This window comes from Mycobacterium sp. NGS50, assembly GCF_059812545.1.
In genome coordinates this window covers 1-25,188 of record NZ_JCALCW010000022.1, presented here as the reverse complement: position 1 = coordinate 25,188, position 25,188 = coordinate 1, and the positions used below count along the sequence as shown (strand labels likewise).

Below are 25,188 nucleotides of genomic sequence, written 5' to 3'. Positions count from 1 at the left end.
ACGCAGCGACGCGCCGCACCAGGTCTGCAGACCACAATGACAGGAGTTTTGCCTGATGGGACAGGTCAGTGCAGCCAGCAGCGTGTTGATCAACGCCGAGCCCGCGGCGGTGCTCGACGCGATCAGCGACTACCAGCAGGTGCGTCCGAAGATTCTGTCGGACGCCTACAGCGCCTACCGGGTGCTCGAGGGTGGCCAGGGCCGCGGCACCGTCGCCACCTGGAAGCTGCAGGCCACCAAATCGCGGGTGCGTGAGGTGCAGGCCAACGTCGACGTCGCCGGGCACACCGTCATCGAAAAAGACGCCAACTCCACCATGGTGATCAACTGGACGGTGTCACCGGCCGGCGAGGGTTCCACCGTCAGCATGAAGACCACCTGGACCGGCGCCGGCGGCGTCAAGGGCTTCTTCGAGAAGACGTTCGCGCCGCTGGGGTTGAAGCGGATTCAGGGTGAGGTGCTGGCCAACCTGAAGAAGCAGGTCGAAGGCTAGCCGACGGCCAGCATGGCCGAACCGCCAAAGCAGACGTCGCTGGCGTCTCGGGTGATGATGCTGGTGATGCTCGCCGCCGCGGCCGCCTACTGCCTGTTTACCGGCGTCCACGATCTGACGAATTCGGCCACCTGCGACGGACGGGCAATGGCCGCCGACGACACCTGCAGCCACTACGGCCGGGGCGGCGAACGGTTGCAGTCCCCGACCACGACGATATTGACGCTGCCGCCACGGCCGACGTTCCCGCCGGCAATGGGCGACGACGTCCCCGATGTGTGGGGTGATCTACCCACGATCACCGCCACCGTTCCGGCCGGTGGCGGTAAGTCCGTCGACGGTCAGAGTGCGCTGAACCGTATCGAGGGCACGGTCGAGACGTTGTTCGGCGCTGGCCTGCTGATCACGGCGATCGTGTTGAGCGCCTTGACCGTCCGCGGGCGCCGCCGCAAAACGGCCGACCCCGGTACCTAGCGCGCCTGGGCTTGGGTGCTCAGGAACCCGGCGATGCCCTGCACGACCGCGTTGGCGTACTTTTGCCGGCCGGCCTCGGACTCCATCAGCGACGAATCGACGGGGTTTTTCATGTTGCCCAACTCGACGAGCACCGACGGATACTGCGCCAGGTTCAGCCCGGCCAGGTCCGACCGCCCGTATAGCCCGCTCTGGCCGATGTAGGTGGCCGGCGGGATCCCCGAGGTCTGCAGCTGATCCCGCATGATCCTGGCGAACTGGACCGATGGACCCGCTTGCGCCTGGTTGAGCGGGGGAGCCGAGTAGCAGACGTGGAAGCCGCGCCCGGTCGCCGGGCCGCCGTCGGCGTGCAGGGACACCACCGCGTTGGGGCGCAGCCCGTTGGCCATGGCGGCGCGCTCGTCGACACAGGGTCCCAATGCGTCGTCGTTGCCGCGGGACATCGCCGTGCGCACCCCCAGCGCGCTGAGCGCTTGGCGCACCCGCAGGGTGGTGTCCCAGGTGAAGGAGTGCTCGGGGTAGCCGCTGTTGGTGGTGGTCCCGCTGGCCTGGCAGTCCTTGGTGCCGCCGCGGCCGGTGGGCACCTGACGGCTGATGGACGCGTCGTTGGCCCCGTTGTGACCGGGGTCGAGGAACACGATCATGCCGGCGATATTGGTCGGGGCTGCGGCCGCGGTGGGGGTGATCGATGTCGATGCGGCCACCAGCACGCCGGTGACGATCGCGATCCCGACACGCGGGCTAACTCGAACACGCACGGCGTCACCGTAGCTCCGCGGCGACTACGCTGAGTACTTCAAACCGCGCCCGACGCGCAGGCGAAACCAAGTCGAGACCAATACGCAAGGGGACTGTCATGCAACCCGGAGGCCAACCCGACATGTCGGCGTTGCTCGCACAGGCACAGCAGATGCAACAGCAGCTGATGGCCGCCCAGCAACAGCTGGCCAATTCCGAAGTGCAGGGTCAGGCCGGTGGCGGCTTGGTGACGGTCACCATGAAGGGCAGCGGCGAGGTGGTCGGCGTCGTCATCGATCCCAAGGTGGTCGATCCCGAGGACATCGACACCCTGCAGGACTTGATTGTCGGGGCGCTGGCCGACGCCGCCGGCCGGGTCACCACTATGGCGCAGCAGCGGCTGGGGCCGCTGGCCGGCGGTATGGGCGACGCGCTGGGCATCCCCGGGCTCTGACGTGTGCCGACATGTTTGAGGGGCCGGTTCAGGACCTGATCGACGAGCTCGGCAAGCTGCCGGGAATCGGCCCGAAGAGCGCGCAGCGGATCGCGTTTCACCTGCTGTCGGTTGAGCCGCCGGACATCGACCGGCTGACCGCGGTGCTGGCCAGGGTCCGCGACGGGGTGCAGTTCTGCGCGGTGTGCGGCAACGTCTCCGACGACGAACGCTGCCGGATCTGCGGCGACCCGCGCCGGGATTTTTCCCAGGTCTGTGTGGTGGAGGAACCCAAGGACGTCCAGGCCATCGAGCGCACCCGGGAGTTCCGCGGCCGCTACCACGTACTGGGCGGGGCGTTGGACCCGTTGTCGGGGGTGGGCCCCGAGCAGTTGCGGATCCGCGAATTGCTGACCCGGGTGGGGGAACGGATCGACGGCGTCGACATCACCGAGGTGATCATCGCCACCGACCCCAACACCGAGGGCGAGGCGACCGCCACCTACCTGCTGCGGGTGTTGCGCGATATTCCGGGCCTGACCGTGTCGCGTATCGCGTCCGGGTTGCCTATGGGCGGCGACTTGGAATTCGCCGACGAGCTGACACTGGGCCGGGCGTTCACCGGCCGCCGCGCCATGGTCTGAATTTCTTGCGTCGAGATCGACGATGGCGCGATGTCTACTCGACCCTTCGCGCGCTCGCGTCGATCTCGGTGGACCGATACGTCCCTAGCTGTGTAGCCGCTCGCGGCGCAACAGTGCCACCTCGGCCAGCTCCAGCGGCGGCAAGTCGCCGACCACCTGGGACAGCAGTAGGTCGGCGAGCTCCGGGTTACGGGCCAGACACGGGCCGTGCAGGTAGGTGGCGACGACGCTGCCCTGCACGGCGCCGTCGATGCCGTCGCCGGCCCGGTTGCCCGCGCCCTTGGTCACCGCCCCCAGCGGCGTGGCCGCCGAGCCGAGCACGGTGCCGCCGCGGTGGTTCTCGAATCCGGTCAACGGCTGCGACAAGCCTGCCACCCTCGGGGTGGCGATCACCTCGCCGATGGTGCGGACCTCCTGCGGTGAGGTCGTCACGTCGAGCAGGCCGACCCCGTCGACCCGCTCCCCGGCCGATGTCTCATACCAGTGGCCGAGCACCTGGATGGCCGCGCAGATCGCCAGCACCGGTGCGCCGCGATCGGCCGCCCGCTGCAGGCCCGGGTACTTGATCAGATGCCGGGTGGCCAACCGCTGCGCGTAGTCTTCGGCGCCGCCGAGGGTGTAGAGGTCGAGGCTGTCGGGCACCGGGTCATCCAGCGTGATCTCGACGATCTCGGCGTCGATGCCGCGCAGCAGCAGGCGTTGCCGCAGCACCACCGCGTTGCCGCCGTCGCCGTAGGTGCCCATGACGTCGGGCAGCACCAACCCGATCCGCACGGTCATTGTCGCGCCGCCTTCTCCTCATCACTGCGCCCTGCATCGGCGGCGGCGGTCATGCCAGCCGCCGATTGAGCTGCAGGAACGCGGTGTAGTTGGCGATCACCTCGACGTGACCGGGCGGGCAGGACTCGATGGCCCGCACGGTGTCGTGCACCAGGGTGTGCTCGACGCCGGCGTAGCCGAGCCGCACCGCCAGGTCGGTGCCGCGTTCGCCGGCGGCCACCACCTGGGTGTCTTCGAAGTGCTCGAAGCGCACATCCCACAACCAGGACAGGTCCTCGCCGTCGGGCACCTGGCCGTTGACGGAGATCACCACCCCGGCGGCGTGCTTGTCCACCATCGACAACGCCTCCTGCCAGCCGGCCGGATTCTTGGCCAGCAGAATCCGCGCGGTGTGCGCACCCAGCTGGATGGTGCGGTACCGCCCGGCGACCTCGTCGACACCTGACACCGCCACCACCGCGGCAGCGGGATCGGCGCCGAGCGCCACTGCCGCCGCGACGGCCTGCGCCGCGTTGCCGCGGTTGACCGCGCCGGGCAGCGCCAACCGCATCGGCAGCTGCAACCCGTCGGGACCGTGGAGGGTGTCGTCGTCGAACCACCAGTGCGGCGTGGGCCGTTTGAAGTCGGCGCCGGTGGAATACCAGTGGCCCGCCTCGCGGACGATCACCTCGCCGCTGCGCGGGCAGCTCACCGAGTCACCCGACCAGCTACCGCCGGCGGCTACCCACACCACCTCGGGGTGGTCGTAGGCAGCCGACGTCATCAGGACGTCGTCGCAGTTGGCGACCACGACCGCGGCCGGATGGCGGGCCACACCGGCCCGCAGGGTGCGTTCGATGACGTTGATCTCGCCGACCCGGTCCAGCTGGTCGCGGGACAGGTTGAGCAGCACGATGACGGCCGTCTGCACGGCGTCGAGGACGTGCGGCACATGCATCTCGTCGACCTCGAGTGCGGCCAACGTGGCGTCTCGGTCGGCGGCCAGCGCCGCTACCAGGCCGGCGTCCATGTTGGCGCCCTCGGCGTTGGTGGCGACCGATCCGAGCGTGCCCAGGGCGGCGGCGGTCATCCGGGTGGTGGTGGACTTGCCGTTGGTTCCGGTGACGACGACGGCGCGCCGCTGGGCGCCGAGTTGGTTCAGGATCGAGCGGTCCAGAGTCATCGCGACCAGGCCGCCGATCATGGCGCCGGCGCCGCGCCCGGTCATCCGCGACGCCCAACGGGCAGCTGCACCGGCGCCCAGCGCCAGGCGTCCACGGGTGGTGATCACGCGCGTGAGTTTAGGGCGATCGCAAGCGCGGTGCCTGCGCCGGGCGCTGCGGGTCGTCCTCGGGTAGTTAAAGCGGCGACACGGCGCGCAGCGACCCGGCGATGTCGCCGTGACGTGCCATCCTCGATTGATGGGCACCATATGGGGTCGGCCGCCCGGCGAATCCGGCGTCGGCTGGGCCGTCATCGACGTCGAGACCTCGGGTTTTCGACCTGACCCGGCCCGCATCCTCAGCATCGCCGTGCTGGCAGTTGACGCCGACGGGCAGGTGCGGCGTTCGGTGTCCAGCCTGCTCAACCCCGGGGTCGACCCGGGACCCACCCACGTGCACGGACTGACCACCGCCATGCTCGACGGACAGCCGCAGTTCGCCGACATCGCCGGTGAGGTGGTCGACCTGCTGCGCGGGCGCATCCTGGTCGCCCACAACGTCGCGTTCGATTACGGGTTCCTGGCAGCGGAGGCCGAGATCGCCGGGATCGAACTGCCGGTCGACGACGTGATGTGCACCGTCGAGCTGGCCCGGCGCCTCGAACTCGGGGTGGACAATCTGCGTTTGGAGACGCTGGCCGCGCACTGGGGGGTGCCGCAGACCCGGGCGCACGACGCATTCGACGATGCGCTGGTGCTCTCGCAGGTCCTGACGTCGGCGCTGCACCGCGCCCGGGAACGCGATGTCTGGCTGCCGGTGCGCCCGGTGACGCGGCGGCGCTGGCCCAACGGGCGGGTCACCCACGACGAACTGCGTCCGCTGAAGATGCTGGCGTCCCGCATGCCCTGCCCCTACGTCAACCCGGGCCGTTACGTGCGCGGCCGGCCGCTGGTCCAGGGCATGCGGGTGGCGTTGTCCGCCGAATGCAGTCGCACCCACGAAGAACTCGTCGAGCGGATCCTGTACGCCGGGCTGGCCTACAGCGACAGCGTCGACATCGACACCTCACTGGTGATCTGCAACGAACCTTCGCCCGACCAAGGCAAGGGCTATCTGGCTCGCGAGCTCGGGGTGCCGGTGGTCTCCGACGCACAGTTCATGGACTGCGTCGACGGGGTCGTCGGCGGCACCGGCATCGAAGAGTTCACCGAGGCGCACACCGGCTCGCAGTTCGCGCTGTTCTGATCTCGGCAACGGCGGCCACCCTGGCGTCCACGACTGGCACCTTCACGACGCGCCGCCGGCGTGTCGTGTCGTGACGGTGCCGCTCGGCGCCGCTCGCCGCTAGACCCGCGCGGCCCGGTTCACCGCCGAGACGACGGCGCGCAGCGAGGCGGTGGTGATCGACGGCGCGGTACCCACCCCCCACAGCGTCTTGCCGTTGATCGAAACCTCCACATACGCCGCGGCCTGGGCGTCGTCGCCGGCGCTCATCGCGTGCTCGGAGTAGTCCAGGACCTGAACGTGGATACCGACACCGGCCAGCGCATCGACGAACGCGGCCAGCGGGCCGTTGCCGGCGCCGCTGATCTCGGTCTCCACGCCGTCGATCTTGACGACGGCCTCGATCCGATCGGTGCCGCCGTCGACCTCCGCGGCGATCACCCGCTGCTTGATCCGCTCCAGCGGCTGCACCGGCGCCAGGTACTCCTCGGCGAACGCGTCCCACATCTCCTTCGGCGAGACCTCGCCGCCCTCGCCGTCGGTGAGCTTCTGGATCGTTTGGGAGAACTCGATCTGCAGCCGCCGCGGCAGCACCAGCCCGTGGTCGGCCTTCATGATGTAGGCCACCCCACCCTTGCCGGACTGCGAGTTGACCCGGATCACCGCCTCATAGGTGCGGCCGACGTCGCGCGGGTCGATCGGCAGATACGGCACCTGCCACAACAGGTCGTCGACATCTGAATCCGCGGCATCTGCATCGGCCTTCATCTGGTCCAGGCCCTTGTTGATGGCGTCCTGGTGGCTGCCGGAGAACGCGGTGTACACCAGGTCGCCGCCGTAGGGGTGCCGCTCGGGCACCGGCAGCTGGTTGCAGTACTCCACGGTGCGACGGATCTCGTCGATGTTGGAGAAGTCGATCTGGGGATCGACGCCACGGGAGAACAAGTTGAGTCCCAGCGTCACCAGGCACACGTTCCCGGTGCGCTCACCGTTGCCGAACAAACACCCTTCGATCCGGTCGGCCCCGGCCTGGTAGCCCAATTCCGCTGCGGCAACCGCGGTCCCACGGTCGTTGTGCGGGTGCAGACTCAAGATGACCGAGTCCCGCCGGTTCAGGTTGCGGCTCATCCACTCAATGGAGTCGGCATAGACGTTAGGGGTCGCCATCTCCACGGTGGCCGGCAGGTTGAAGATGATCGGCGAATCGGGCGATGGCTGAATCACATCGCCCACTGCGTCACAGACCTGCTTGGCGTATTCCAGTTCGGTGCCGGTGTAGGACTCCGGCGAGTACTCGTATCGCCAGTGCGTGCCGGGGTACTTGGCCTGCTCCTCCAAGCACTTGCGTGCGCCGGCCACCGCGATGTCCTGCACGGCCGGCCGGTCGGCGCGGAACACCACCCGGCGCTGCAGGATCGACGTCGAGTTGTAGAAGTGAACGATCACCCGGGGCGCACCCACGCAGGCCTCAAAGGTGCGTTCGATGAGCTCGTCGCGGCACTGGGTCAACACCTGGATGGTGACGTCGTCGGGGATCGCGCCGGCTTCGATGATCTCGCGGACGAAGTCATAGTCGGTTTGGCTGGCCGACGGAAACCCGACCTCGATCTCCTTGTAGCCCATGTTCACCAGCAGGTCGAACATGCGGCGTTTACGGGCTGGGCTCATCGGGTCGATCAGCGCCTGGTTGCCGTCGCGCAGGTCCACCGCGCACCACATCGGGGCCTTGTCGATCACCTTGTCCGGCCAGGTGCGGTCGAACGGAATCGGTACCGCGCCCAATGCCGGGCTGCCGCCCGGAACCTCCGCGGCGAAGCTGCGGTAACGGCTGACCGGCATCGACGATGCGCGCTGGGTGTTCCAGGCTGGTTGGCCCGGATTCGGCGGGCCGGCCGGGGTGGTGATGGTGCGGGCCGAGGAGAACGCGTCGGCCGACGATGAGAAAGAACTAGTCACGGTGATTGCTCCGGTTTGTGAGATGGACCTCAGACCGGCGCATCGCGAACACCCGCGACGGGAGGCCGGTCTGGATCAGACCCCGTCGCGGCGTCCGAGAAGGAGCACCCGCTGCACGTCGGCCAGTTTACACGTTGACTGCGTGCTCACCAGGTGGTGTGCCCACGGTTTGCCGAGGTAGTCCCACCGAAGCCGGTCGGCACCCCCGGCGCGGTCAACGGGTCCGCACGCTTCCCCTTATCCTGGGACGAGCCTGTCGTGATGATCGCCAGCGCGCCGAAGCCGCGTGCAGCGGGTCATCGCGATCGGCACAGCGATGGTCGCAAGCTCGGTGACGACGCCGAGCGCCGCAGGTCATCGCGATCGGCATAGCGATGATCGCAGGCTCGGCGACGACGCCGGGCGCGGCGGATCATCGCCGTCGACACAGAAAGGACGACAGTGGCGCTCGTCGTGCAGAAGTACGGCGGATCTTCGGTGGCCGACGCCGACAGGATCCGCCGGGTCGCCGAACGCATCGTCGAAACCAAAAAGGCCGGCCACGACGTCGTCGTGGTGTGTTCGGCGATGGGCGACACCACCGACGACCTGCTGGACCTGGCCCAACAGGTCTGCTCGGCGCCGCCGGCCCGGGAGCTGGACATGCTGCTGACCGCCGGCGAGCGGATCTCCAACGCTCTGGTGGCGATGGCCGTCGAGGAGCTGGGCTGTGACGCGCGGTCGTTCACCGGGTCGCAGGCCGGGGTCATCACCACCGGCGCCCACGGCAAGGCCAAGATCATCGACGTCACCCCGGGCCGGCTGCAGTCCGCGCTCGACCACGGCCAGGTGGTGCTGGTCGCCGGGTTCCAGGGCGTCAGCCAGGACACCAAGGACGTCACCACGCTGGGCCGCGGCGGCTCGGACACCACCGCGGTGGCGCTGGCCGCGGCGCTGCAGGCCGACGTCTGCGAGATCTACACCGACGTCGACGGCATTTTCAGCGCCGACCCGCGGATCGTGCCGAACGCGAAACGGCTGGACACCGTCACGTTCGAAGAGATGCTCGAACTGGCCGCGTGCGGCGCCAAGGTGCTGATGCTGCGCTGCGTGGAGTACGCCCGCCGCTACCACCTGCCGATTCACGTCCGGTCCTCCTACTCGGACAAGCCGGGCACCATCGTCAACGGATCAATCAAGGACATCCCCATGGAAGACGCCATCCTGACCGGAGTCGCCCACGACCGAAGCGAAGCCAAGGTCACCGTCGTCGGCATCCCCGACCTGCCCGGCTACGCCGCCAAGATCTTCCGGGCGATCGCCGACGCCGACATCAACATCGACATGGTGCTGCAGAACGTCTCCAAGATCGAGGACGGCAAGACCGACATCACCTTCACTTGCCCGCGCGACAACGGGCCGGCGGCGGTGGCGATGCTGGAGTCGCAGAAAAACGAGATCGGCTTCACCGAGGTGCTCTACGACGACCGGGTCGGCAAGGTCTCGCTGATCGGCGCCGGGATGCGCAGCCACCCCGGGGTGACGGCCACATTCTGCGAAACCCTGGCCCAGAACGGGGTCAACATCGACCTGATCTCCACCTCGGAGATCCGCATCTCGGTGCTGTGCGCCGAAGCCGATCTGGACAAGGCCGTCGTGGCGTTGCACGGCGCGTTCGGGCTGGGCGGCGACGAGGACGCCACCGTATACGCGGGGACGGGGCGGTAATGGTTGCCATCGGTATCGTCGGCGCCACCGGGCAGGTCGGCCAGGTGATGCGCGCCCTGCTGGAAGCCCGCGACTTTCCGGCCAGCAGCGTGCGGTTTTTCGCCTCGGCGCGCTCACAGGGCCGCAAACTGCCGTTCCGCGGCCAGGAGATCGAGGTCGAAGACGCCGCCACCGCCGACCCGGCGGGTCTGGACATCGCACTGTTCTCCGCCGGGGCGACCATGTCTCGGGTGCAGGCGCCGCGGTTCGCCGCGGCCGGGGTGACGGTGATCGACAACTCCTCGGCGTGGCGCAAGGATTCCGACGTGCCGCTGGTGGTGTCCGAGGTCAACTTCGACCGGGACGTGCGCGATGTGACCCTGAAGAAGGGCATCATCGCCAACCCGAATTGCACGACCATGGCCGCGATGCCGGTCCTCAAAGTGCTGCACGACGAAGCGCAGCTGGTTCGCCTGGTGGTCTCGACCTACCAGGCCGTCTCCGGCAGCGGGCTGGCGGGCGTTGACGAACTGGCCGGGCAGATCCGGGCGGTGGCCCACGGGGCCGAGCAACTGGTGCACGACGGCGGCGCGGTGCAGTTCCCGGCGCCCGAGAAGTACGTTGCGCCGATCGCGTTCAACGTGGTGCCGCTGGCGGGTTCGCTGGTCGACGACGGCTCCGGGGAGACCGACGAGGACCAGAAGTTGCGCCATGAGAGCCGCAAAATCCTGGGGATTCCCGACCTCGCGGTCAGCGGAACCTGCGTGCGGGTACCGGTATTCACCGGACACTCGCTGTCCATCAACGCCGAGTTCGCTCGGCCGCTGACGCCGGAGCGGGCCGCTGAACTGCTGGGGTCGGCACCCGGGGTGAGGCTGGTCGATGTGCCCACGCCGCTGGCCGCCGCCGGTGCCGACGACTCCCTGGTCGGTCGGATCCGGCGCGACCCGGGGGTGGCCGACGGTCGTGGCTTGGCACTGTTCGTGTCCGGGGACAATCTGCGAAAAGGTGCGGCACTGAACACCATTCAGATCGCCGAGTTGCTGGCCGCCCAGTTGTGACCCTCGGGTGAACGCGGCCCGCACCATCGGCGCGTGCGCCGTCTGCCTGCTGTTATCGGCTCCGGCCTACGCCGAACCCGCCGCTCCGATGCCTGAGCCGATTCTGACACCGCTGGCCGAAGGTCAGGTGATACGTATCGGCCCGGCGGCTGGGACGGGAACTGACACAAGGGATTACGGGATCGGTGCCACGGATCTGTGCGAGTTCATGGAATTCCCGACCGAAGTTCTCCAGATCTGCGGTGATAGCTTCTCCGGCCAGGGCGTCGGGTTCGGCAGTTGGTACTCACCGATCGCGCTGCACGTGGACACCGACTCGGTCAACGACCCGGCCGGATTGCGGTATACCGGTGTCACCGGGATGTGGCAGCCGTTGCTGGCCGAGCCGACACCGCCGGCCTCCTCGCAGTTGCCCGCCGGGGTGGTGCGGATCAACCGGACCAACTATCTACTGATCACCACCACGACCAGCCTGGTGCCACAGACGTCTCGGCTGGTGAAAGCCGAAGCGGCCCGCGGGTATTGGCCGACGGTGCCGGGATCGGCGCGTCCCGCCGCCTATCAGGGCGGCCTGCAGACCCAGATCAGCGGGTACTACGACCCGATCCCGACCGCGGACTCACCGGCCGGCTGGGTGTACATCGTGGCCAACAACTTCGACCGCAGCGGGCCGGTGACGCTTTATCGGGCCGCGCCGCGAACCTTCACCGACCGATCCAGCTGGCAGGGCTGGTCCGCCGTCGCCGGCTGGAACAAGTCGCCGACACCGTTGTGGGACGAGCAGATCGGCGAACTGAGCATCCGGCAGATCGACGGCATGACGGTGCTGTCCTACTTCAACGGCACCACCGGAAACATCGAAGTCAGGGTCGCGAGCGATCCGATGTCGCTGGGCGAAGCGCCGGCCACCACCGTTGTGCAGCATGACGAGTGGCCCGAACCGGCCGAAAGCCTGCCACCGCCCTTCGACAACCGGCTCGCCCAACCCTATGGCGGATACATCTCGCCCGGATCAACGCTGGACGAGCTGCGGGTGTTCGTCAGCCAGTGGGACACCACACCACGCGAACGGGGTCCCTACCGGGTTATTCAATTCGCGGTCAACCCGGTCAAGCCCTGACCGAACCGGGGCGCCGAGGTACATAGCTGCCACATAGCCGACGCCTAGCTGGCACCACTGTCGGGGGCCCAGGATTGCCCCCATGGACGAAAACACCGACACCGCCACCACGGCGACCCCGGTCGCCACCACACCGCCCAAGCCGTACTGGCTTTACCGGGTCGCGGCCTGGGTTGCGATCATCGCCGGAATCGTGTTCACCGTCGCGGTCATCTTCTTCTCGGGCGCCCGGCTCGCCCATCCCGGCGGATGGCACGGTCACCACCACGGCGGCCACCACCACGCCATGATTCATCCCGGGCATCACCCGAGGCACCACGGTCCGGGGCACGGCGGGCCGGCAGGACAGCTGCCGCCCGGTCCCGAGCAGCCTCCGAGCTCCGTCGCACCGTCGTCGCCGGCCCCGCACACTCCCTGACCGCACCCACCCAGACGCAAACGCCCCCCGCGCCCGAATCCCGGGGGGCGTTTGCCATGCCCGGGTCGGCAAACACATAGCTGATTCATTGGTAGAACCCACCCGCGAGGCGGAATCGCCCGAGCATCATGGCTGTCATGACTGAAACAGCCGAATCCAGCAGCCCGCCGCCGCAACCGGAGAAGCCGTACTGGCTTTACCGCGTCGCGGCCTGGGTGGGCATCGTTGCCGGGATCGTGTTCATCGTCTCGACGATCTTCTTCGCCGGCGTCTTCGTCAGCCACCACGGTTGGCACGGCCACCACCATCACCACGGCCCATGCATGATGCACCACGGCGGGCCGGGACCGGATTCGGACATGATGGGCCCCGAATTCGCGCCTCCCGGACCTCCCGGACCGGGTAACGGACCGGCCGGACCGGGTAACGGGCCTGCCGGATCGGGCGGCCCCGCCCACCTGCCGCCCCCGCCGCCGCCGCCGGCACCGCCGCGTCCGTAACGGACCTGCGCTTAGTATCGAGCGCTATGAGCAGACGGTGTTCGGCCGCGACGCTGTTCGCCCTGACCGGTATCGCGGCGGTCGGCATCGCGCCGGCTGCGGCGAATCCGTCGGATCCCGGTGTGGTGTCCTATGCCGTGCTGGGCAAGGGCTCCATTGGCAATATCGTCGGTGCGCCGATGGGCTTCGAAACCGTGTCCCGCGAGCCCTACCAGGCTTACTGGGTCGACGACCCGATCTGCAACAACTGGGCGGACATCGGGTTACCCGAGGTCTATAACGACCCCGACCTGGCGTCGTTCAACAGCGCCGTCACCCAGACCACGGCCACCGACGAGTCCCACCTGGTCAAACAGGCCATCGGGGTGTTCGCCACGGCCGAGGCCGCCGATCGGGCATTTCACCGGGTGGTCGACCGCACCGGGGGCTGCTCCGGGCAGAGCACCGCAATGCACCTGGAGAGCGGGGCCACCCAGGTGTGGTCGTTTGACGGCGGTCCGGTCGCGGCGACCGACGCGGCCTGGACCAAACAGGAAGCCGGCACCGACCGCCGCTGCTTCACCCAGACCCGGCTGCGCGAGAACGTGCTGCTGCAGGCCAAGGTCTGCCAGTCCGGCAACGGCGGTCCCGCGGTCAACGTGTTGGCCGGGGCCATGCAGAACACCCTGGGCCAGTAGCGCCGGACCAGGAAATGGTTACGCTGGCTGAGTAGCCGCTAGCCAACGGCCCGCGTCTGGGGGCCCGGAGGGACATCGGATATATGGCGATCGCCGTCGCGTCGCAGCGTGATGGTGTCTGCCTCGATGACGCATGCCTGGTCAGCTCGTCGGACGCCGCGCAACACCTGGCGGACACCTGCCTGATCGATAGCCCGCTGGGCCGGGTCGGCCTGGAACTCGAAGCGCACTGCTATGACCTGTCCGCCCCGTGGCGGCGGCCCGGTTGGGACGAAATCAACGGGATCCTGGACACCCTGCCGCCGCTGCCCGGTGGCGGCGTGATCACCATCGAGCCCGGCGGTGCGGTCGAGCTGTCCGGCCCGCCGGCATCCGGTGTGCTGGCCGCGATCGAGGCGATGGCCGCCGATCAGGCCGTGCTGCGTGCGGCGTTCGCCGACGCCGGATTGGGCCTGGTACTGCTGGGCGCGGACCCGCTGCGACCCGCCCACCGGATCAACCCGGGTGCCCGCTATCAGGCCATGGAGCACTTTTTCGCGGCCAGTCACACCGCGACCGCCGGCGCGGCGATGATGACGTCCACGGCATCCATCCAGGTGAACCTGGACACCGGGCCGCGCGCCGGGTGGGCGGCGCGGGTGTGGCTGGCTCACGCGCTGGGCCCGACGATGGTGGCCATCGCTGCCAATTCCCCGCTGTTGGCCGGGGAATTCACCGGGTGGGTCTCCACCCGGCAGCGGGTGTGGGGCCAGCTCGACACGGCCCGCTGCGGACCCATCCTGGGCGGAATCGGTGCAGACCCCGGCATCGACTGGGCGCGCTACGCGATGAAGGCGCCGGTGATGTTGGCGCACACCCCGGATGCGGTGGCGTTGACTCGCCACGTCCCGTTCGCCGACTGGGCCGACGGGCGGACGCTGTTGGGCGGGCGTCGCCCCACCCAGGCCGACCTGGACTATCACCTCACCACCTTGTTCCCGCCGGTGCGTCCGCGCCGGTGGCTGGAGATCCGCTATCTGGACTGCGTGGGCGACACACTCTGGCCGGCGCTGGTGTTCATGCTGGTGACCCTGCTCGACGACCCGCAGGCCGCCGACATTGCCGCCGAAGCCGTCGAGCCGGTCGCCACCGCGTGGGACACCGCCGCCCGACTCGGGCTGGGCGACCGTCGAATCCACGCCGCAGCGACCCGGTGTGTGACAGTGGCCGCCGAGCGCGTACCCGACGGGCTACAGGCGGGGATGGCGCGGTTGGTGGCGCTGATCGAGCGGCGACGCTGTCCCGCCGACGATTTCGCCGACCGGGTGATCGAGGCCGGCGTACCGGTGGCGGTCACCGAACTGGCACAAGGAGACCGGTGAGCGGCCGCGATGCCTTGGCGGACAACCTGACCGCGGCCCGCGAACGCACGCTGACGCTGACCGACTTCGACGAGACCGAGCTGCACCGCCAGTACGACCCGCTTATGAGTCCGCTGGTCTGGGATCTGGCGCATATCGGCCAGCAGGAGGAACTGTGGTTGTTGCGCGGCGGCGACCCGCGGCGGCCCGGTCTGTTGCCCGCCGACGTCGACGGGCTCTATGACGCCTTCGTGCATTCCCGCGCCAGCCGGGTCGACCTGCCGCTGCTGGCCCCGGACCGGGCGCGCGCGTATTGCCGCACCGTGCGATCGGCTGCGCTGGACGCGCTGGACGCGCTGCCCGTCGAAGACTTCCACGTCTCTGGGTTCGTGTTCGCGATGGTGGTCAGCCACGAGCATCAGCACGACGAAACGATGCTGCAGGCCCTGAACCTTCGTCCCGGCGCCCCCCTGCTGGACCGCGGGGCCCCGCTGCCGGCCGGTCGACCCGAACTGGCCGGGACGTCGGTGTTGATACCCGGTGGGCCGTTCGTGTTGGGGGTGGACGCCACCGGAGCCCTGGCCGAACCGTTCGCGCTGGACAACGAACGCCCCGCCCATCGGGTGGACATCCCCAGCTTCCGCATCGGACGAGTACCGGTCACCAACGGTGAATGGCGCGCCTTCATCGACGACGGCGGCTACACCGAGCCCCGGTGGTGGTCGTCGCGCGGTTGGGAACACCGCCGGCGTGCCGGGTTGACTGCGCCGCAGTTCTGGAATCATGACGGCAGCCGCATCCGATTCGGACACGTCGAGGACATCCCCGCCGACCAGCCCGTGCAGCATGTCACCTACTTCGAGGCCGAGGCGTACGCCGCCTGGGCCGGGGCGCGGCTGCCCACCGAAATGGAATGGGAGAAGGCGTGCGCCTGGGATCCGCATACAGTTACCCGCCGCCGCTATCCGTGGGGTGGCGCGCAGCCCTCGGCGTCGCACGCCAACCTCGGAGGCGCCGCCCGGTGCCCGGCGCCGGTGGGTGCCTACCCGCAGGGCGCCTCGGCGTACGGGGTCGAGCAGATGCTCGGCGACGTCTGGGAGTGGACCAGTTCCGTGTTGCAGCCCTGGCCGGGCTTTGTCCCGATGATCTACCGACGCTATTCGCAGCCGTTCTTCGGCGGCGATTATCGGGTGTTGCGTGGCGGGTCGTGGGCGGTTGCAGCGGATATTCTGCGGCCCAGCTTCCGTAACTGGGACCACCCGTATCGCCGGCAGATCTTCTCCGGTGTCCGATTGGCTTGGGACGCTTGATGTGCCGGCATCTGGGCTGGCTCGGGGCGCCGGTGTCGGTGGCATCGTTGGTGGTGGAACCCGAACACGGGCTGGCGGTGCAGTCCTATGCGCCGCGGCGCCAGCGCTACGGCCTGCTCAACGCGGACGGCTGGGGCGTCGGCTTCTTCGACGGAGTGACACCGCGGCGCTGGCGCAGTCCGGCACCGTTGTGGGGAGACGCGTCGTTTGCCTCGGTTGCGCCGGCGCTACACAGTCATTGCGTGGTGGCGGCGGTCCGCTCGGCGACCGTCGGGATGCCGATCGAGGCCACCGCGACCGCGCCGTTCACCGACGGGAACTGGTTGTTGTCGCATAACGGTGTCGTGGACCGCGGGGTGCTACCTACCTGTTCGGGAGCCGAATCAGTCTGTGACAGCGCGATTCTGGCGGCATCGATCTTCGCCCGCGGCGTGGATGCGTTGAGCGAGCTGATCCCGGAGATCGGTGCCAAGGACCCGGGGGCCCGATTGAATATTGTGGCCGCCAACGGTACCCGGCTGATGGCCACCACCTGGGGCGACTCCCTGTCGGTGCTGAACCGCGCGGACGGCGTGGTGGTGGCCAGCGAACCCTACGATGACGACCCCGAGTGGCGGGATGTGCCGGATCGCCACCTGGTCGAGGTCAGCACGGACGGTGTCACGGTGACACCGCTGAAAGGACTGTGATGTCGGGAGCTTCGATAGCACTGGCCAACCACCTGGGGGCCGACTCGGCCTATCAGGCGCTGCGCCGTGACGTCCTGGAAGGTTTGGGTAAGACCCCGAAAACCCTTCCACCCAAATGGTTCTACGACGCGCTCGGCAGTGAGTTGTTCGAGCAGATCACCCGGCTGCCCGAGTACTATCCGACCCGCACCGAAGCGGAGATCCTCCGCGTGCGCTCGACCGAGATCGCATCGGCCACCGGTGCGGACACCCTGGTCGAACTGGGCAGTGGCACCTCAGAGAAGACCCGGATGCTGCTGGACGCCCTGCGGGCGGCCGGGACATTGCGCCGTTTCATCCCGTTCGATGTCGATGCCGGAGTGCTCGAGGCTGCCGGCGGTGCGCTCCAGCAGGAGTATCACGGCCTGGAGATCTCCGCTGTCTGCGGAGATTTCGAGGAGCACCTCGACGAGATCCCCGGCGGTGGACGGCGGCTGTTCGTGTTCCTGGGTTCGACGATCGGCAACCTCACCCCGGGTCCGCGCGCGGCATTCCTGGCGGCGTTGGCTGCCGTCATGGCGCCGGGAGACAGTCTGCTGTTGGGCACCGACCTGGTCAAAGACAGCGACAGGCTGGTGCGCGCCTACGACGACGCGGCCGGGGTGACCGCGGCCTTCAACCGGAATGTGCTGTCGGTGGTCAATCGCGAACTCGATGCCGATTTCGCCGTCGACGCATTCCAGCATGTCGCGCGGTGGAATACCGACGCGGAGCGGATGGAGATGTGGTTGCGAGCGGTTGGACCGCAGCGCGTCCGGGTTGAAGCCCTGGATTTGACGGTTGACTTCGCCGCCGGCGAGGAGATGCTCACCGAGGTGTCCTGCAAATTCCGCCGCCAAGGGGTGGCTGCGGAGTTGGCCGCCGCGGGGCTGCACCAGATGCGTTGGTGGACCGATAGTGCCGGCGATTTTGGTGTGTCGCTCGCGACCAAGTGAGCGGTAAACTTTCTGCCAGGCCGGCAGACAGCCCAACCCAGGACACACCCGTGATCAACCAACTCCCGAACGCGCCGCGCGGCGATGGCCGCGTGACGGAGCCTGTCGGTGGGGAGACGGTCCAGGTCGAAGTCGCCGACCGTGCCCTGGTGGCCGACGACGGCGGGGTCTTCGTCCTGGATCGCCCCTATGTGATCGGCCGCCAGCCGATGCTGGATGATTCCGCCCGCACCGGCATGGCGTCGCCGATCACTCTGCGCGAGGATCCGCGGGTTTCGCGGGTGCACGCCTATGTGTGGGGGCACGGCGAGGTGATCTGGATCCGCGACGCGGGCACACCGGCCGGTACCTTCATCGCGGCTCCGGGCGCTGCGGACTGGACCCGGATCGGTGTGGCACCCATCGAGTTCAAACCGGGCTGGAGTGTGCGGATCGCCGATCGAATTTTGACCTACCGCAAGATCTAGCCGGTCGGTCCGCGCAGCACGCTCCAATCACCGGAACGCAAAGCCGTTTTCGCCCGCTCATCCAGGATCAGTCGGCTCTTCGCAGCGTCTTGGACGGCGGCCACATCGCCGGGATGGTGTCCGAGCACGATGGCACCCACCACCCGGTCCGCGCTGAGAACCAGGCGCCGATAGGACGGCCGTGCCGGATCTTCGACCACGATGACCTCATCGAAGCGTGTCGTCGCCTCCACGCGGCCGATCGAGAATAACTCCAGATCAACGCCTTTCAGGATGGTTGCCGGCAACTCGGCGGGCACCAACTCGTTGCCGCCGAGCGCATTGACGGCGGCGGCCTGTGCCTGCTGGGTGGCGATCGGCCACAACCCGAACACCTGTCCGCGGTGCTCGGCGACGTCACCGGCCGCGAAGACACCCGGCATCGAAGTCTGCAGCCGGTCGTCGACAAGCACCCCCTTGTGCACCTGCAGACCGGCGTTGCGCGCCAGATCCGCGTTGGGTCGGATGCCGGTCGCGGCGAGAAATAGCTGACACGGAATCGGGCCACTCGTGGTTTCCACCGCGCTCACCGCCGGCGATCCCAAGACGCGCGTCGCCCGGGCGCTCGGCACGACCGTGATTCCCGCCTTGGCGAAGTGCGCGCCCACCAGTTCCGAGCTGCGCGCGTCGAGCACGCGGCTGAGCAGCCGCTCGGATTTCTCCAGCACCGTCACCTGCAATCCCAGCCGGGACAATGAATAGGCCGCCTCCAACCCGAGTAGACCGGCGCCGGCTACCACCGCTCGGTGGCAATGGTGTTGCTGGGCGTAGGCGCGGATCCGCATCGCGTCGCCGGCCTCCCGGAGAACGAAACTGCCGGGGCGGCCGACGCCGTCGACCGACGGCAGCGCGGCGCTGGCGCCGGTGGCCAGGATCAGTCGGTCATAGGGCAGCGTCTCACCGGTGCCCAGCAGAACCCGCTGTTGGCGCAGGTCGATATGGGTGGCGACGGTGTTGAGCCACGCGGTGACCCGGTGCTCGTCATACCAGTGATCGGGCAGTAGATACAGCCCCTGCATCGCCGAGCGCCCGTACACCAACCGGGAGATTCCCATCCGGTTGTACAGCGCGTGAGGTTCCTGCCCGACCAGGTGAATCTCGCAATCGGGGTGCCCACGGCGGATGAAGTCGGCAGAGGTGACACCGGCGATGCCGTTGCCGATCACCACCACGCTCATGATCGACCGGTCGTATCGTCGCGGCCGCTCAGCGTCGGTGTCGCCGGGTTCAGGGGTCAGCGAGACGGTGACGGTCCCGGTGCTGATCCGGGCGCAGCAGGCCATCCGGGTGGACGAGGCGTGGCCGAGTCGGCGCAACGTGTTCAGTTCGTCCTGCTGTGGCGCGGACAGACAGGCGGCACCCTCGAGGACCGCGACCGGATCGGCTCCGCAGACCCCCATCCGGCAGCCGGCCTCGATACGTCGCCCGTTGCGTTCGGCGATCTCCAAGAGACTGGTGCCCGACTCGGCGACGACCGGTGCGGCGTCGGCACCGAATCGGACCTGGGCAGCCGGTTCGTGCGTGATCCGTTTGGGCGCCATCAGCAGAACCGGTTCCGCGCGCGCCCCGGTGGTCCAGGCGAACTGCAGCTCGCTGACCCGGGTCCGCGCTATCCACAGCACGGTGAGCACGGCGACTGTGACGCTGATCAGCCAGTGCAACCAGGGCAGGTCTATGCCGGCTATCCGGCGCAGCGAGTCGGTCAGGACGGGTCCGCTGAACCAGTAGAAGACGTTGAGTGCCAACGCCGCCCAGCCGGCCGCGAGCAGGGCCGGGCTCAGCGGGAGGACCGCCTGCGCGGCGTAGAACACTCCGATGCTGGCCAGTACGCAGAGCCCCAAAAGGCCGTATCGGTGCGGGAGCTCGGTATCCGACTGCGCCTTGATCAGAAAGAACCCGAGAATGAAGCCGGGCAGCGCGGCCGCGAACAGCAGACGTGATGCGCTCCAACCCGGTTCGGGGTCGACGACGTCGGCCTGGTAGGCCGCGCGGGGTTTGAAGTCGTAGCAGTTCTTGGCGCAGCCCAGACAGGTGTCGCAGTGAGAATTGGCCACCGTGACGTACGGCGTCTGTCCGTAGGCTCGCTGCAGCGGCAGCAGTGGGCAGATGCTGCTGCACCAGCCGCTTTTGCCTTTCAGCACAAGGCCGCCGCTGAACGCGGCGGCCATGACGGCGAACAGCACCAGACCCATCAGCGGACCATTGCGGTCGAGTCCGGCCAGCCGCGAACCGGCGATCCCGAAGAACAACACCGACGCGATCAGAAAGCCGTAGCGGCGCAGCCATTCCGGCGGATTGCGGCCCAGGGTGAAGCCCAGCACCCGCGGTGTCTGATTGGAGGCGGACAATGGACAGATGTTGCGCCACAGCCCCGGTGCGACGAGGAACAGGATCGGCCACAGCGGCACGATCACCCCGAAGAAGACGAACAGCCCGGCCGCCGGGCGGACAAACATCAAGGCGATCACCAGCAGGTAGGCCGTGACGCTGGCGACGCGGATGATGCGCCAATGGCCCGGCTTCAGATGCCTGCGCAGCTCGGTGTAGGCGGGAAAAAGCTGTCGCTCACCGGTGGGATCGATGTTGAGGACGCGTTCGGCCACCGTGATCAGCGGTCCCCGGACCGCATCGGCGGTGGGTGGCAGCGGCGGCGGGGTGGCCGACGTCAGGTGGATCAGCCGGGTCGCGTCGTGCTCGTCCTCGACGGCGTCCGGGGCCGCCGACGGCGCCTGCAGCACGATGATCTCCGAACGACCGAAACGCAACACGTCGCCCGAGGTCAATACCGCACGACCGGTGAGGGTGACACCGTTGAGCGTCGACCCGTTGCGGCTGCCGAGATCGACCACCGACAGCGCGGTCGGGCCCGGCAACAGCCGCAGGTGCCGGCGGGAGATCTTGTCGTCGGCCAGTTGCACGCCGGGGCAGTCCCGGCCCACCAGGATCGGCCCGTTGAGCGCGATGCGGCGCGGACGCTGGCCCCACTCGCGGACCTCGATCAGCGGTGGCTCAGGCATCGTGAGCCTCCGGGCGTCCGTCACGTCTGCCGTCCTAAATCCTCGACGAAATACTGCCCAGTGTGATCCGCTGCGCACCGGTTGGGCGCGGTTTTCACCGCAGGATCCGCTGCGCGGGCACACTCACACCGCAGGCCAGGTGTGCACCGGTTCGTTGTTGTGCATGTGTTGGCAGTAGCGCCGCAGCATCTCGCGAAGCGCCGCCGGCCGGGTCATCCCGCCACACTCCAGCTCCTGCACGGTGGCGACCTGCCAGGTGGCGCCGTTGCGGCCGGTCGCCGCGCGGCCCTCGATGATGCCGAGATACCGATCCCGCACATTGGCGGTCACGCCCCAACGCCGCAATCCCTCCTCGGCCATCGGTAGCAGCTGCCGCAGCACCAGTTCGCCGGCGGCCACCTCGCCCAGCCCCGGCCAGTACAGGCGCACCCCCATCCCGTGACGGGCCGCGGCGAGGAAATTGTCGTGGGCGGCGGCGAACGGCATCTCGCCCCATAACGGACGGTCCTGCTCGGACAGGGTCCGCAGCACGCCGTAGTAGAAGGCGGCGTTGGCCAGCATGTCCACCACCGTCGGTCCGGCCGGCAACACCCGGTTTTCCATCCGCAGGTGGGGGCGGCCATCGACGACGTCGTAGACCGGCCGGTTCCACCGATACACCGTTCCGTTGTGCAGCCGCAGCTCCGAGAGCTGCGGCGCGCGGCCCGCGGTGAGCTCACCGAGCGGATCCTCCGCGGAGACGTCGGCCAGCAGCGGTGGGAAGTAGCGGACGTTCTCCTCGAACAGATCCAGGATCGAGGTGATCCACCGCTCGCCGAACCACACCCGTGGCCGTGCCCCCTGCGCCTTCAACTCGTTGGACCGCGTCTCGGTGGATTGGGTGAACAGCTCGATGCGGGTCTCCGACCACAGCTGCCGGCCGAAGAAGTACGGCGAGTTGGCGCTGAGCGCCAGTTGCGGTCCGGCCAGCATCTGCGCGGCGTTCCAGGTGCCGGCGAAATTCTCCGGAGCGACCTGGAGGTGCAATTGCATGCTGGTGCAGGCGGATTCGGGGGCGATCGTCGAGGTCTGCAGCGTCAGCCGCTCGGCTCCGGCGATATCGATGACAATGTCGTCACCGCGGGCGGCGAAGATGGAGTTGTTCAGCGCGGTGTAGCGGGTCGACTCGCTCATCCATCCGCGATCGAGATCGTCGGGCATCAAGGTCGGCAGGATGCCGATTGCGACGATGTGGGCGCCACTGGCCTGCGCCTTGGCTTCGGCGGCGTTGAGGCTGTCGCGCACCTCGTTCTCCAAATCCAGGCCGGATCGGCCGGACAGCGGCCGCGGCGGAACGTTGAACTCGATGTTGTATCGGCCCAGCTCGGTCTGATACGCCGGGTCGTCGATGGTCGCCAGCACATCCTGATTCGACATGGCCGGCCGGTACTCGGCGTCGACCAGGTTGCACTCGATCTCCATGCCGGTGAGCGGGCGCCCGACCTCGAAGCTGGCGTGGGCCAGCATCGTCTCGAAGGCATCCAGGCAGCGCCGCACCTTGCGCCGGTACTCGTCGCGACGGGTCCGGCTATAGGCGGTCTGCTCGACTTCGTCGCCCACACCGACGATGCAACCGGGATCGGGGGGTTTGCGCAACCTGGGCTATCGCCGCGACGCCACCACCACCTGCGGGCGCCCCCGCAGCGGCAGACCCCACCCGCCGCCGCGCAGCTGCACGGTGAGGGCCGGATCGGCATGGGCGGCCAGCGACCGCAACGCCGAGCGGCTATACGCGCGCAGCGAGCTGATCACCCCGTCGTGCAGCAGCGGCACCACCGTCCAGGGCAGCATCGCCGCCACCTGCAGCAGATGCAGCGGCGCCGGCGGCCGGGGCAGATCGATGATCAGCAGCGTCGTCGCCACCCGGGTTCCCTCGGCGAACACCCGCGACGCCAGCACCGGCGGCAGATGGTGAAAGCTCAACGCGAACACCGCCAGGTCGAAGGACCCGTCCGGTGCGTCGATGGCAGTGGCGTCCATCTCGCGCACGCTGGCGCGGCGGTGCCTGCCGAGCGGTCCGGCCGCCATCGCCGCCACCGAGGCGGGTTCGATGTCGGTGACGGTGACGTGTGCGGTCGGATGGTCCTCCAGCAGCGCCCGCGACAGCGCGCCATGCCCGGCGCCCAGCTCCAGAATCCTGGGGTCGGGAACCTCGGCGATCTCGGCCAGCGCCAGCCGGGCGTAGCGCTGGTGATCACCGAAGAAGGCACCGGCCATCTCCAGCGAGCGCACCACCTGCTGCTTGAGCTGATCGGCGTCGTCGCGATCCAGATACTCCAGGCGGTCGGTCTGTAGTCGCCGGTCCAGGCACGACGCGTCGAAACCCCCGCGCGGCATGCGCGTGATGTCGCGGGATTCGCCGGCCACGTAGGACATCATGGACGATGCAACGAGAGGAGCACCACCGTTGGCCGACTTCGTCGCTGCAATCGACCAGGGCACCACCAGCACCCGCTGCATCATCTTCGACCACGACGGCGCCGAGGTGGGTCGTCAGCAGTTCGAACACGAGCAGATCCTGCCGCGGGCCGGCTGGGTCGAGCACAACCCGTTCGAGCTGTGGGAGCGCACCGCGGCCGCGGTGACGTCGGCGCTCAACGGCAGCAAGTTGCAGGCCGGTGACCTGGCGGCGATGGGTATCACCAACCAGCGGGAAACGACGCTGGTGTGGGACAAGAACACCGGACGGCCCTACTACAACGCTATCGTCTGGCAGGACACCCGCACCGATCACATCGCGGCGGCGCTGGAGCACGACGGCCGCGGCGCGGTGATTCGGCGCAAGGCCGGGCTGCCGCCGGCCACCTACTTTTCCGCCGGCAAGGTGCAGTGGATCCTGGAGAACGTCGAGGGGGTGCGCGCCGCCGCCGACCGCGGTGACGCGATCTTCGGAACCGCCGACACCTGGCTGCTGTGGAATCTGACCGGCGGCCCCCGCGGCGGCGTGCACGTCACCGACGTCACCAACGCCAGCCGGACCATGCTGATGAACCTGGAAACCCTGGACTGGGACGACGAGTTGTTGTCGTTCTTCTCGATCCCGCGATCGATGCTGCCGCGGATCGCGCCGTCGTCGTCGCGGCGGCCGCTCGGCATCACCTCCGAGCTCGGCCCGGTCGGAGGCGCGGTGCCCGTGACCGGCATCCTCGGCGACCAGCAGGCGGCGATGGTCGGCCAGGTATGCCTGGCGACCGGCGAAGCCAAGAACACCTACGGCACCGGAAACTTTCTGCTGCTCAACACCGGTGAGAAGATCGTGCGCTCGGACAACGGGCTGCTGACCACCGTGTGCTACCAGTTCGGCGACGCCAAACCCACCTACGCGCTGGAAGGCTCGATCGCGGTCACCGGCTCGGCCGTGCAATGGCTGCGGGATCAGCTCGGTATCATCAGCGGTGCCGCCCAAAGCGAATCTCTGGCGCGCCAAGTCGCCGACAACGGCGGGGTGTACTTCGTCCCGGCCTTCTCCGGGCTCTTCGCCCCCTACTGGCGATCCGATGCCCGGGGCGCGATCGTGGGCCTGTCCCGCTACAACACCAACGCGCACCTGGCGCGCGCCACGCTGGAGGCGATCTGCTACCAGAGCCGCGACGTGGTCGATGCGATGGAAGCCGATTCCGGTGTGCACCTGGGTGTTCTGAAAGTCGACGGCGGGATCACCGCCAACGATCTGTGCATGCAGATCCAGGCCGACGTGCTCGGCGTCGACGTCGTCAAGCCGCGGATTTCTGAAACCACGGCGCTGGGTGCGGCCTACGCGGCCGGTCTCGGCGTCGACTTCTGGCACGGCCCCGATGAGCTGCGGGAGAACTGGCAGGAAGACAAACGCTGGACGCCGTCCTGGACGCAGGAGCAGCGCGCCGAGGCCTATGCCGGCTGGCGAAAGGCCGTGCAGCGCACGCTGGACTGGGTCGACGTGTAGCTGCCTCGGGTTGCGAGCTACCCCGATGCGCGAGCGGCACTCTCA

The 25,188-nt window shown here is 68.5% G+C and carries 24 protein-coding genes; 17 read left to right on the top strand and 7 right to left on the bottom strand.

Translation table 11 applies throughout. The features are described 5' to 3' along the window. Positions 1-55 precede the first annotated feature (55 nt). Both AC5Y36_RS16335 and AC5Y36_RS16330 read left to right on the top strand, forming a co-directional pair. Entirely contained in the window at positions 56-493 is a 438-nt protein-coding gene (locus AC5Y36_RS16335) for an SRPBCC family protein (protein WP_500041979.1), read from the top strand. 12 nt (positions 494-505) lie between these two features. Further along, complete coding sequence (locus AC5Y36_RS16330; protein WP_500041978.1) at positions 506-967, top strand: hypothetical protein; 462 nt, start codon at positions 506-508, stop codon at positions 965-967. On the opposite strand, the gene AC5Y36_RS16325 is transcribed toward AC5Y36_RS16330, so the two are convergent. Beyond that, entirely contained in the window at positions 964-1,725 is a 762-nt protein-coding gene (locus AC5Y36_RS16325) for an Rv3717 family N-acetylmuramoyl-L-alanine amidase (protein WP_500041977.1), read from the bottom strand. The two genes, AC5Y36_RS16330 and AC5Y36_RS16325, sit on opposite strands and share 4 nt — an antisense overlap. Positions 1,726-1,823: 98 nt before the next feature. Here AC5Y36_RS16325 and AC5Y36_RS16320 point away from each other — a divergent pair, with 98 nt between their 5' ends. Further along, positions 1,824-2,159 carry a YbaB/EbfC family nucleoid-associated protein gene (locus tag AC5Y36_RS16320; protein ID WP_500041976.1) on the top strand — a complete coding sequence of 112 codons (336 nt, stop codon included), beginning with the start codon at positions 1,824-1,826 and terminating at the stop codon, positions 2,157-2,159. A gap of 11 nt (positions 2,160-2,170) precedes the next feature. After that, positions 2,171-2,782: a recombination mediator RecR gene (gene recR, locus AC5Y36_RS16315; RefSeq protein ID WP_500041975.1), complete on the top strand. Its 612-nt coding sequence runs from the start codon at positions 2,171-2,173 to the stop codon at positions 2,780-2,782. A gap of 84 nt (positions 2,783-2,866) precedes the next feature. Here the strand turns inward: recR and AC5Y36_RS16310 are convergent, their stop codons facing one another. Together AC5Y36_RS16310 and AC5Y36_RS16305 are read right to left on the bottom strand one after the other, a co-directional pair. Next, positions 2,867-3,562 (bottom strand): type 1 glutamine amidotransferase, encoded by a 696-nt coding sequence (locus AC5Y36_RS16310; protein WP_500041974.1) that lies wholly within the window; start codon positions 3,560-3,562, stop codon positions 2,867-2,869. Positions 3,563-3,611: 49 nt separating this feature from the next. Beyond that, positions 3,612-4,832 carry a Mur ligase family protein gene (locus AC5Y36_RS16305; RefSeq protein ID WP_500041973.1) on the bottom strand — a complete coding sequence of 407 codons (1,221 nt, stop codon included), beginning with the start codon at positions 4,830-4,832 and terminating at the stop codon, positions 3,612-3,614. Positions 4,833-4,962: 130 nt separating this feature from the next. On the opposite strand from AC5Y36_RS16305, the gene AC5Y36_RS16300 reads away from it, so the two are divergent. Further along, complete coding sequence (locus tag AC5Y36_RS16300) at positions 4,963-5,949, top strand: DEDDh family exonuclease (RefSeq protein WP_500041972.1); 987 nt, start codon at positions 4,963-4,965, stop codon at positions 5,947-5,949. Between the two features lie 99 nt (positions 5,950-6,048). Here the strand turns inward: AC5Y36_RS16300 and leuA are convergent, their stop codons facing one another. Continuing rightward, positions 6,049-7,884, bottom strand: coding sequence for a 2-isopropylmalate synthase (gene leuA, locus AC5Y36_RS16295; protein ID WP_500041971.1), 1,836 nt, complete (start codon positions 7,882-7,884; stop codon positions 6,049-6,051). Between the two features lie 441 nt (positions 7,885-8,325). Here leuA and AC5Y36_RS16290 point away from each other — a divergent pair, with 441 nt between their 5' ends. From AC5Y36_RS16290 to AC5Y36_RS16240, 11 genes are all read left to right on the top strand, one after another. After that, positions 8,326-9,591 (top strand): aspartate kinase, encoded by a 1,266-nt coding sequence (locus AC5Y36_RS16290; protein ID WP_500041970.1) that lies wholly within the window; start codon positions 8,326-8,328, stop codon positions 9,589-9,591. Continuing rightward, entirely contained in the window at positions 9,591-10,631 is a 1,041-nt protein-coding gene (locus tag AC5Y36_RS16285) for an aspartate-semialdehyde dehydrogenase (protein ID WP_500041969.1), read from the top strand. The genes AC5Y36_RS16290 and AC5Y36_RS16285 overlap by 1 nt, the downstream gene beginning before the upstream one ends. A 7-nt stretch (positions 10,632-10,638) precedes the next feature. Next, positions 10,639-11,751, top strand: a complete 1,113-nt coding sequence (locus AC5Y36_RS16280) for a DUF4185 domain-containing protein (protein WP_500041968.1) — start codon at positions 10,639-10,641, stop codon at positions 11,749-11,751. Positions 11,752-11,833: 82 nt separating this feature from the next. Then, positions 11,834-12,169: a hypothetical protein gene (locus tag AC5Y36_RS16275; protein WP_500041967.1), complete on the top strand. Its 336-nt coding sequence runs from the start codon at positions 11,834-11,836 to the stop codon at positions 12,167-12,169. 137 nt (positions 12,170-12,306) lie between these two features. Then, complete coding sequence (locus AC5Y36_RS16270) at positions 12,307-12,669, top strand: hypothetical protein (RefSeq protein ID WP_500041966.1); 363 nt, start codon at positions 12,307-12,309, stop codon at positions 12,667-12,669. Between the two features lie 26 nt (positions 12,670-12,695). Next, positions 12,696-13,346, top strand: coding sequence for a sensor domain-containing protein (locus AC5Y36_RS16265; protein ID WP_500041965.1), 651 nt, complete (start codon positions 12,696-12,698; stop codon positions 13,344-13,346). Positions 13,347-13,429: 83 nt separating this feature from the next. Next, the gene (egtA, locus tag AC5Y36_RS16260; RefSeq protein ID WP_500041964.1) at positions 13,430-14,707 is read left to right on the top strand and encodes an ergothioneine biosynthesis glutamate--cysteine ligase EgtA; all 1,278 of its coding nucleotides are present in this window, start codon (positions 13,430-13,432) and stop codon (positions 14,705-14,707) included. Further along, entirely contained in the window at positions 14,704-15,996 is a 1,293-nt protein-coding gene (gene egtB, locus AC5Y36_RS16255; RefSeq protein ID WP_500041963.1) for an ergothioneine biosynthesis protein EgtB, read from the top strand. The genes egtA and egtB overlap by 4 nt, the downstream gene beginning before the upstream one ends. Then, positions 15,996-16,685: an ergothioneine biosynthesis protein EgtC gene (gene egtC, locus AC5Y36_RS16250; RefSeq protein WP_500041962.1), complete on the top strand. Its 690-nt coding sequence runs from the start codon at positions 15,996-15,998 to the stop codon at positions 16,683-16,685. The genes egtB and egtC overlap by 1 nt, the downstream gene beginning before the upstream one ends. Beyond that, positions 16,685-17,659 (top strand): L-histidine N(alpha)-methyltransferase, encoded by a 975-nt coding sequence (egtD, locus tag AC5Y36_RS16245; protein ID WP_500041961.1) that lies wholly within the window; start codon positions 16,685-16,687, stop codon positions 17,657-17,659. Before egtC ends, egtD begins: the two co-directional genes overlap by 1 nt. A gap of 92 nt (positions 17,660-17,751) precedes the next feature. Next, complete coding sequence (locus AC5Y36_RS16240; RefSeq protein ID WP_500041960.1) at positions 17,752-18,126, top strand: FHA domain-containing protein; 375 nt, start codon at positions 17,752-17,754, stop codon at positions 18,124-18,126. Here the strand turns inward: AC5Y36_RS16240 and AC5Y36_RS16235 are convergent. The 3 genes from AC5Y36_RS16235 to AC5Y36_RS16225 all read right to left on the bottom strand — a co-directional run bounded on the left by AC5Y36_RS16235 (position 18,123) and on the right by AC5Y36_RS16225 (position 23,597). Next, positions 18,123-21,182, bottom strand: a complete 3,060-nt coding sequence (locus AC5Y36_RS16235) for an FAD-dependent oxidoreductase (RefSeq protein ID WP_500041959.1) — start codon at positions 21,180-21,182, stop codon at positions 18,123-18,125. The two genes, AC5Y36_RS16240 and AC5Y36_RS16235, sit on opposite strands and share 4 nt — an antisense overlap. Before the next feature lie 123 nt (positions 21,183-21,305). Then, positions 21,306-22,781, bottom strand: a complete 1,476-nt coding sequence (locus AC5Y36_RS16230; RefSeq protein ID WP_500041958.1) for a glutamate-cysteine ligase family protein — start codon at positions 22,779-22,781, stop codon at positions 21,306-21,308. Positions 22,782-22,823: 42 nt separating this feature from the next. Then, positions 22,824-23,597 carry a class I SAM-dependent methyltransferase gene (locus AC5Y36_RS16225; protein ID WP_500042029.1) on the bottom strand — a complete coding sequence of 258 codons (774 nt, stop codon included), beginning with the start codon at positions 23,595-23,597 and terminating at the stop codon, positions 22,824-22,826. A gap of 1 nt (position 23,598) precedes the next feature. Here AC5Y36_RS16225 and glpK point away from each other — a divergent pair, with 1 nt between their 5' ends. Further along, the gene (gene glpK / locus AC5Y36_RS16220) at positions 23,599-25,143 is read left to right on the top strand and encodes a glycerol kinase GlpK (protein ID WP_500041957.1); all 1,545 of its coding nucleotides are present in this window, start codon (positions 23,599-23,601) and stop codon (positions 25,141-25,143) included. Positions 25,144-25,188: the final 45 nt, after the last annotated feature.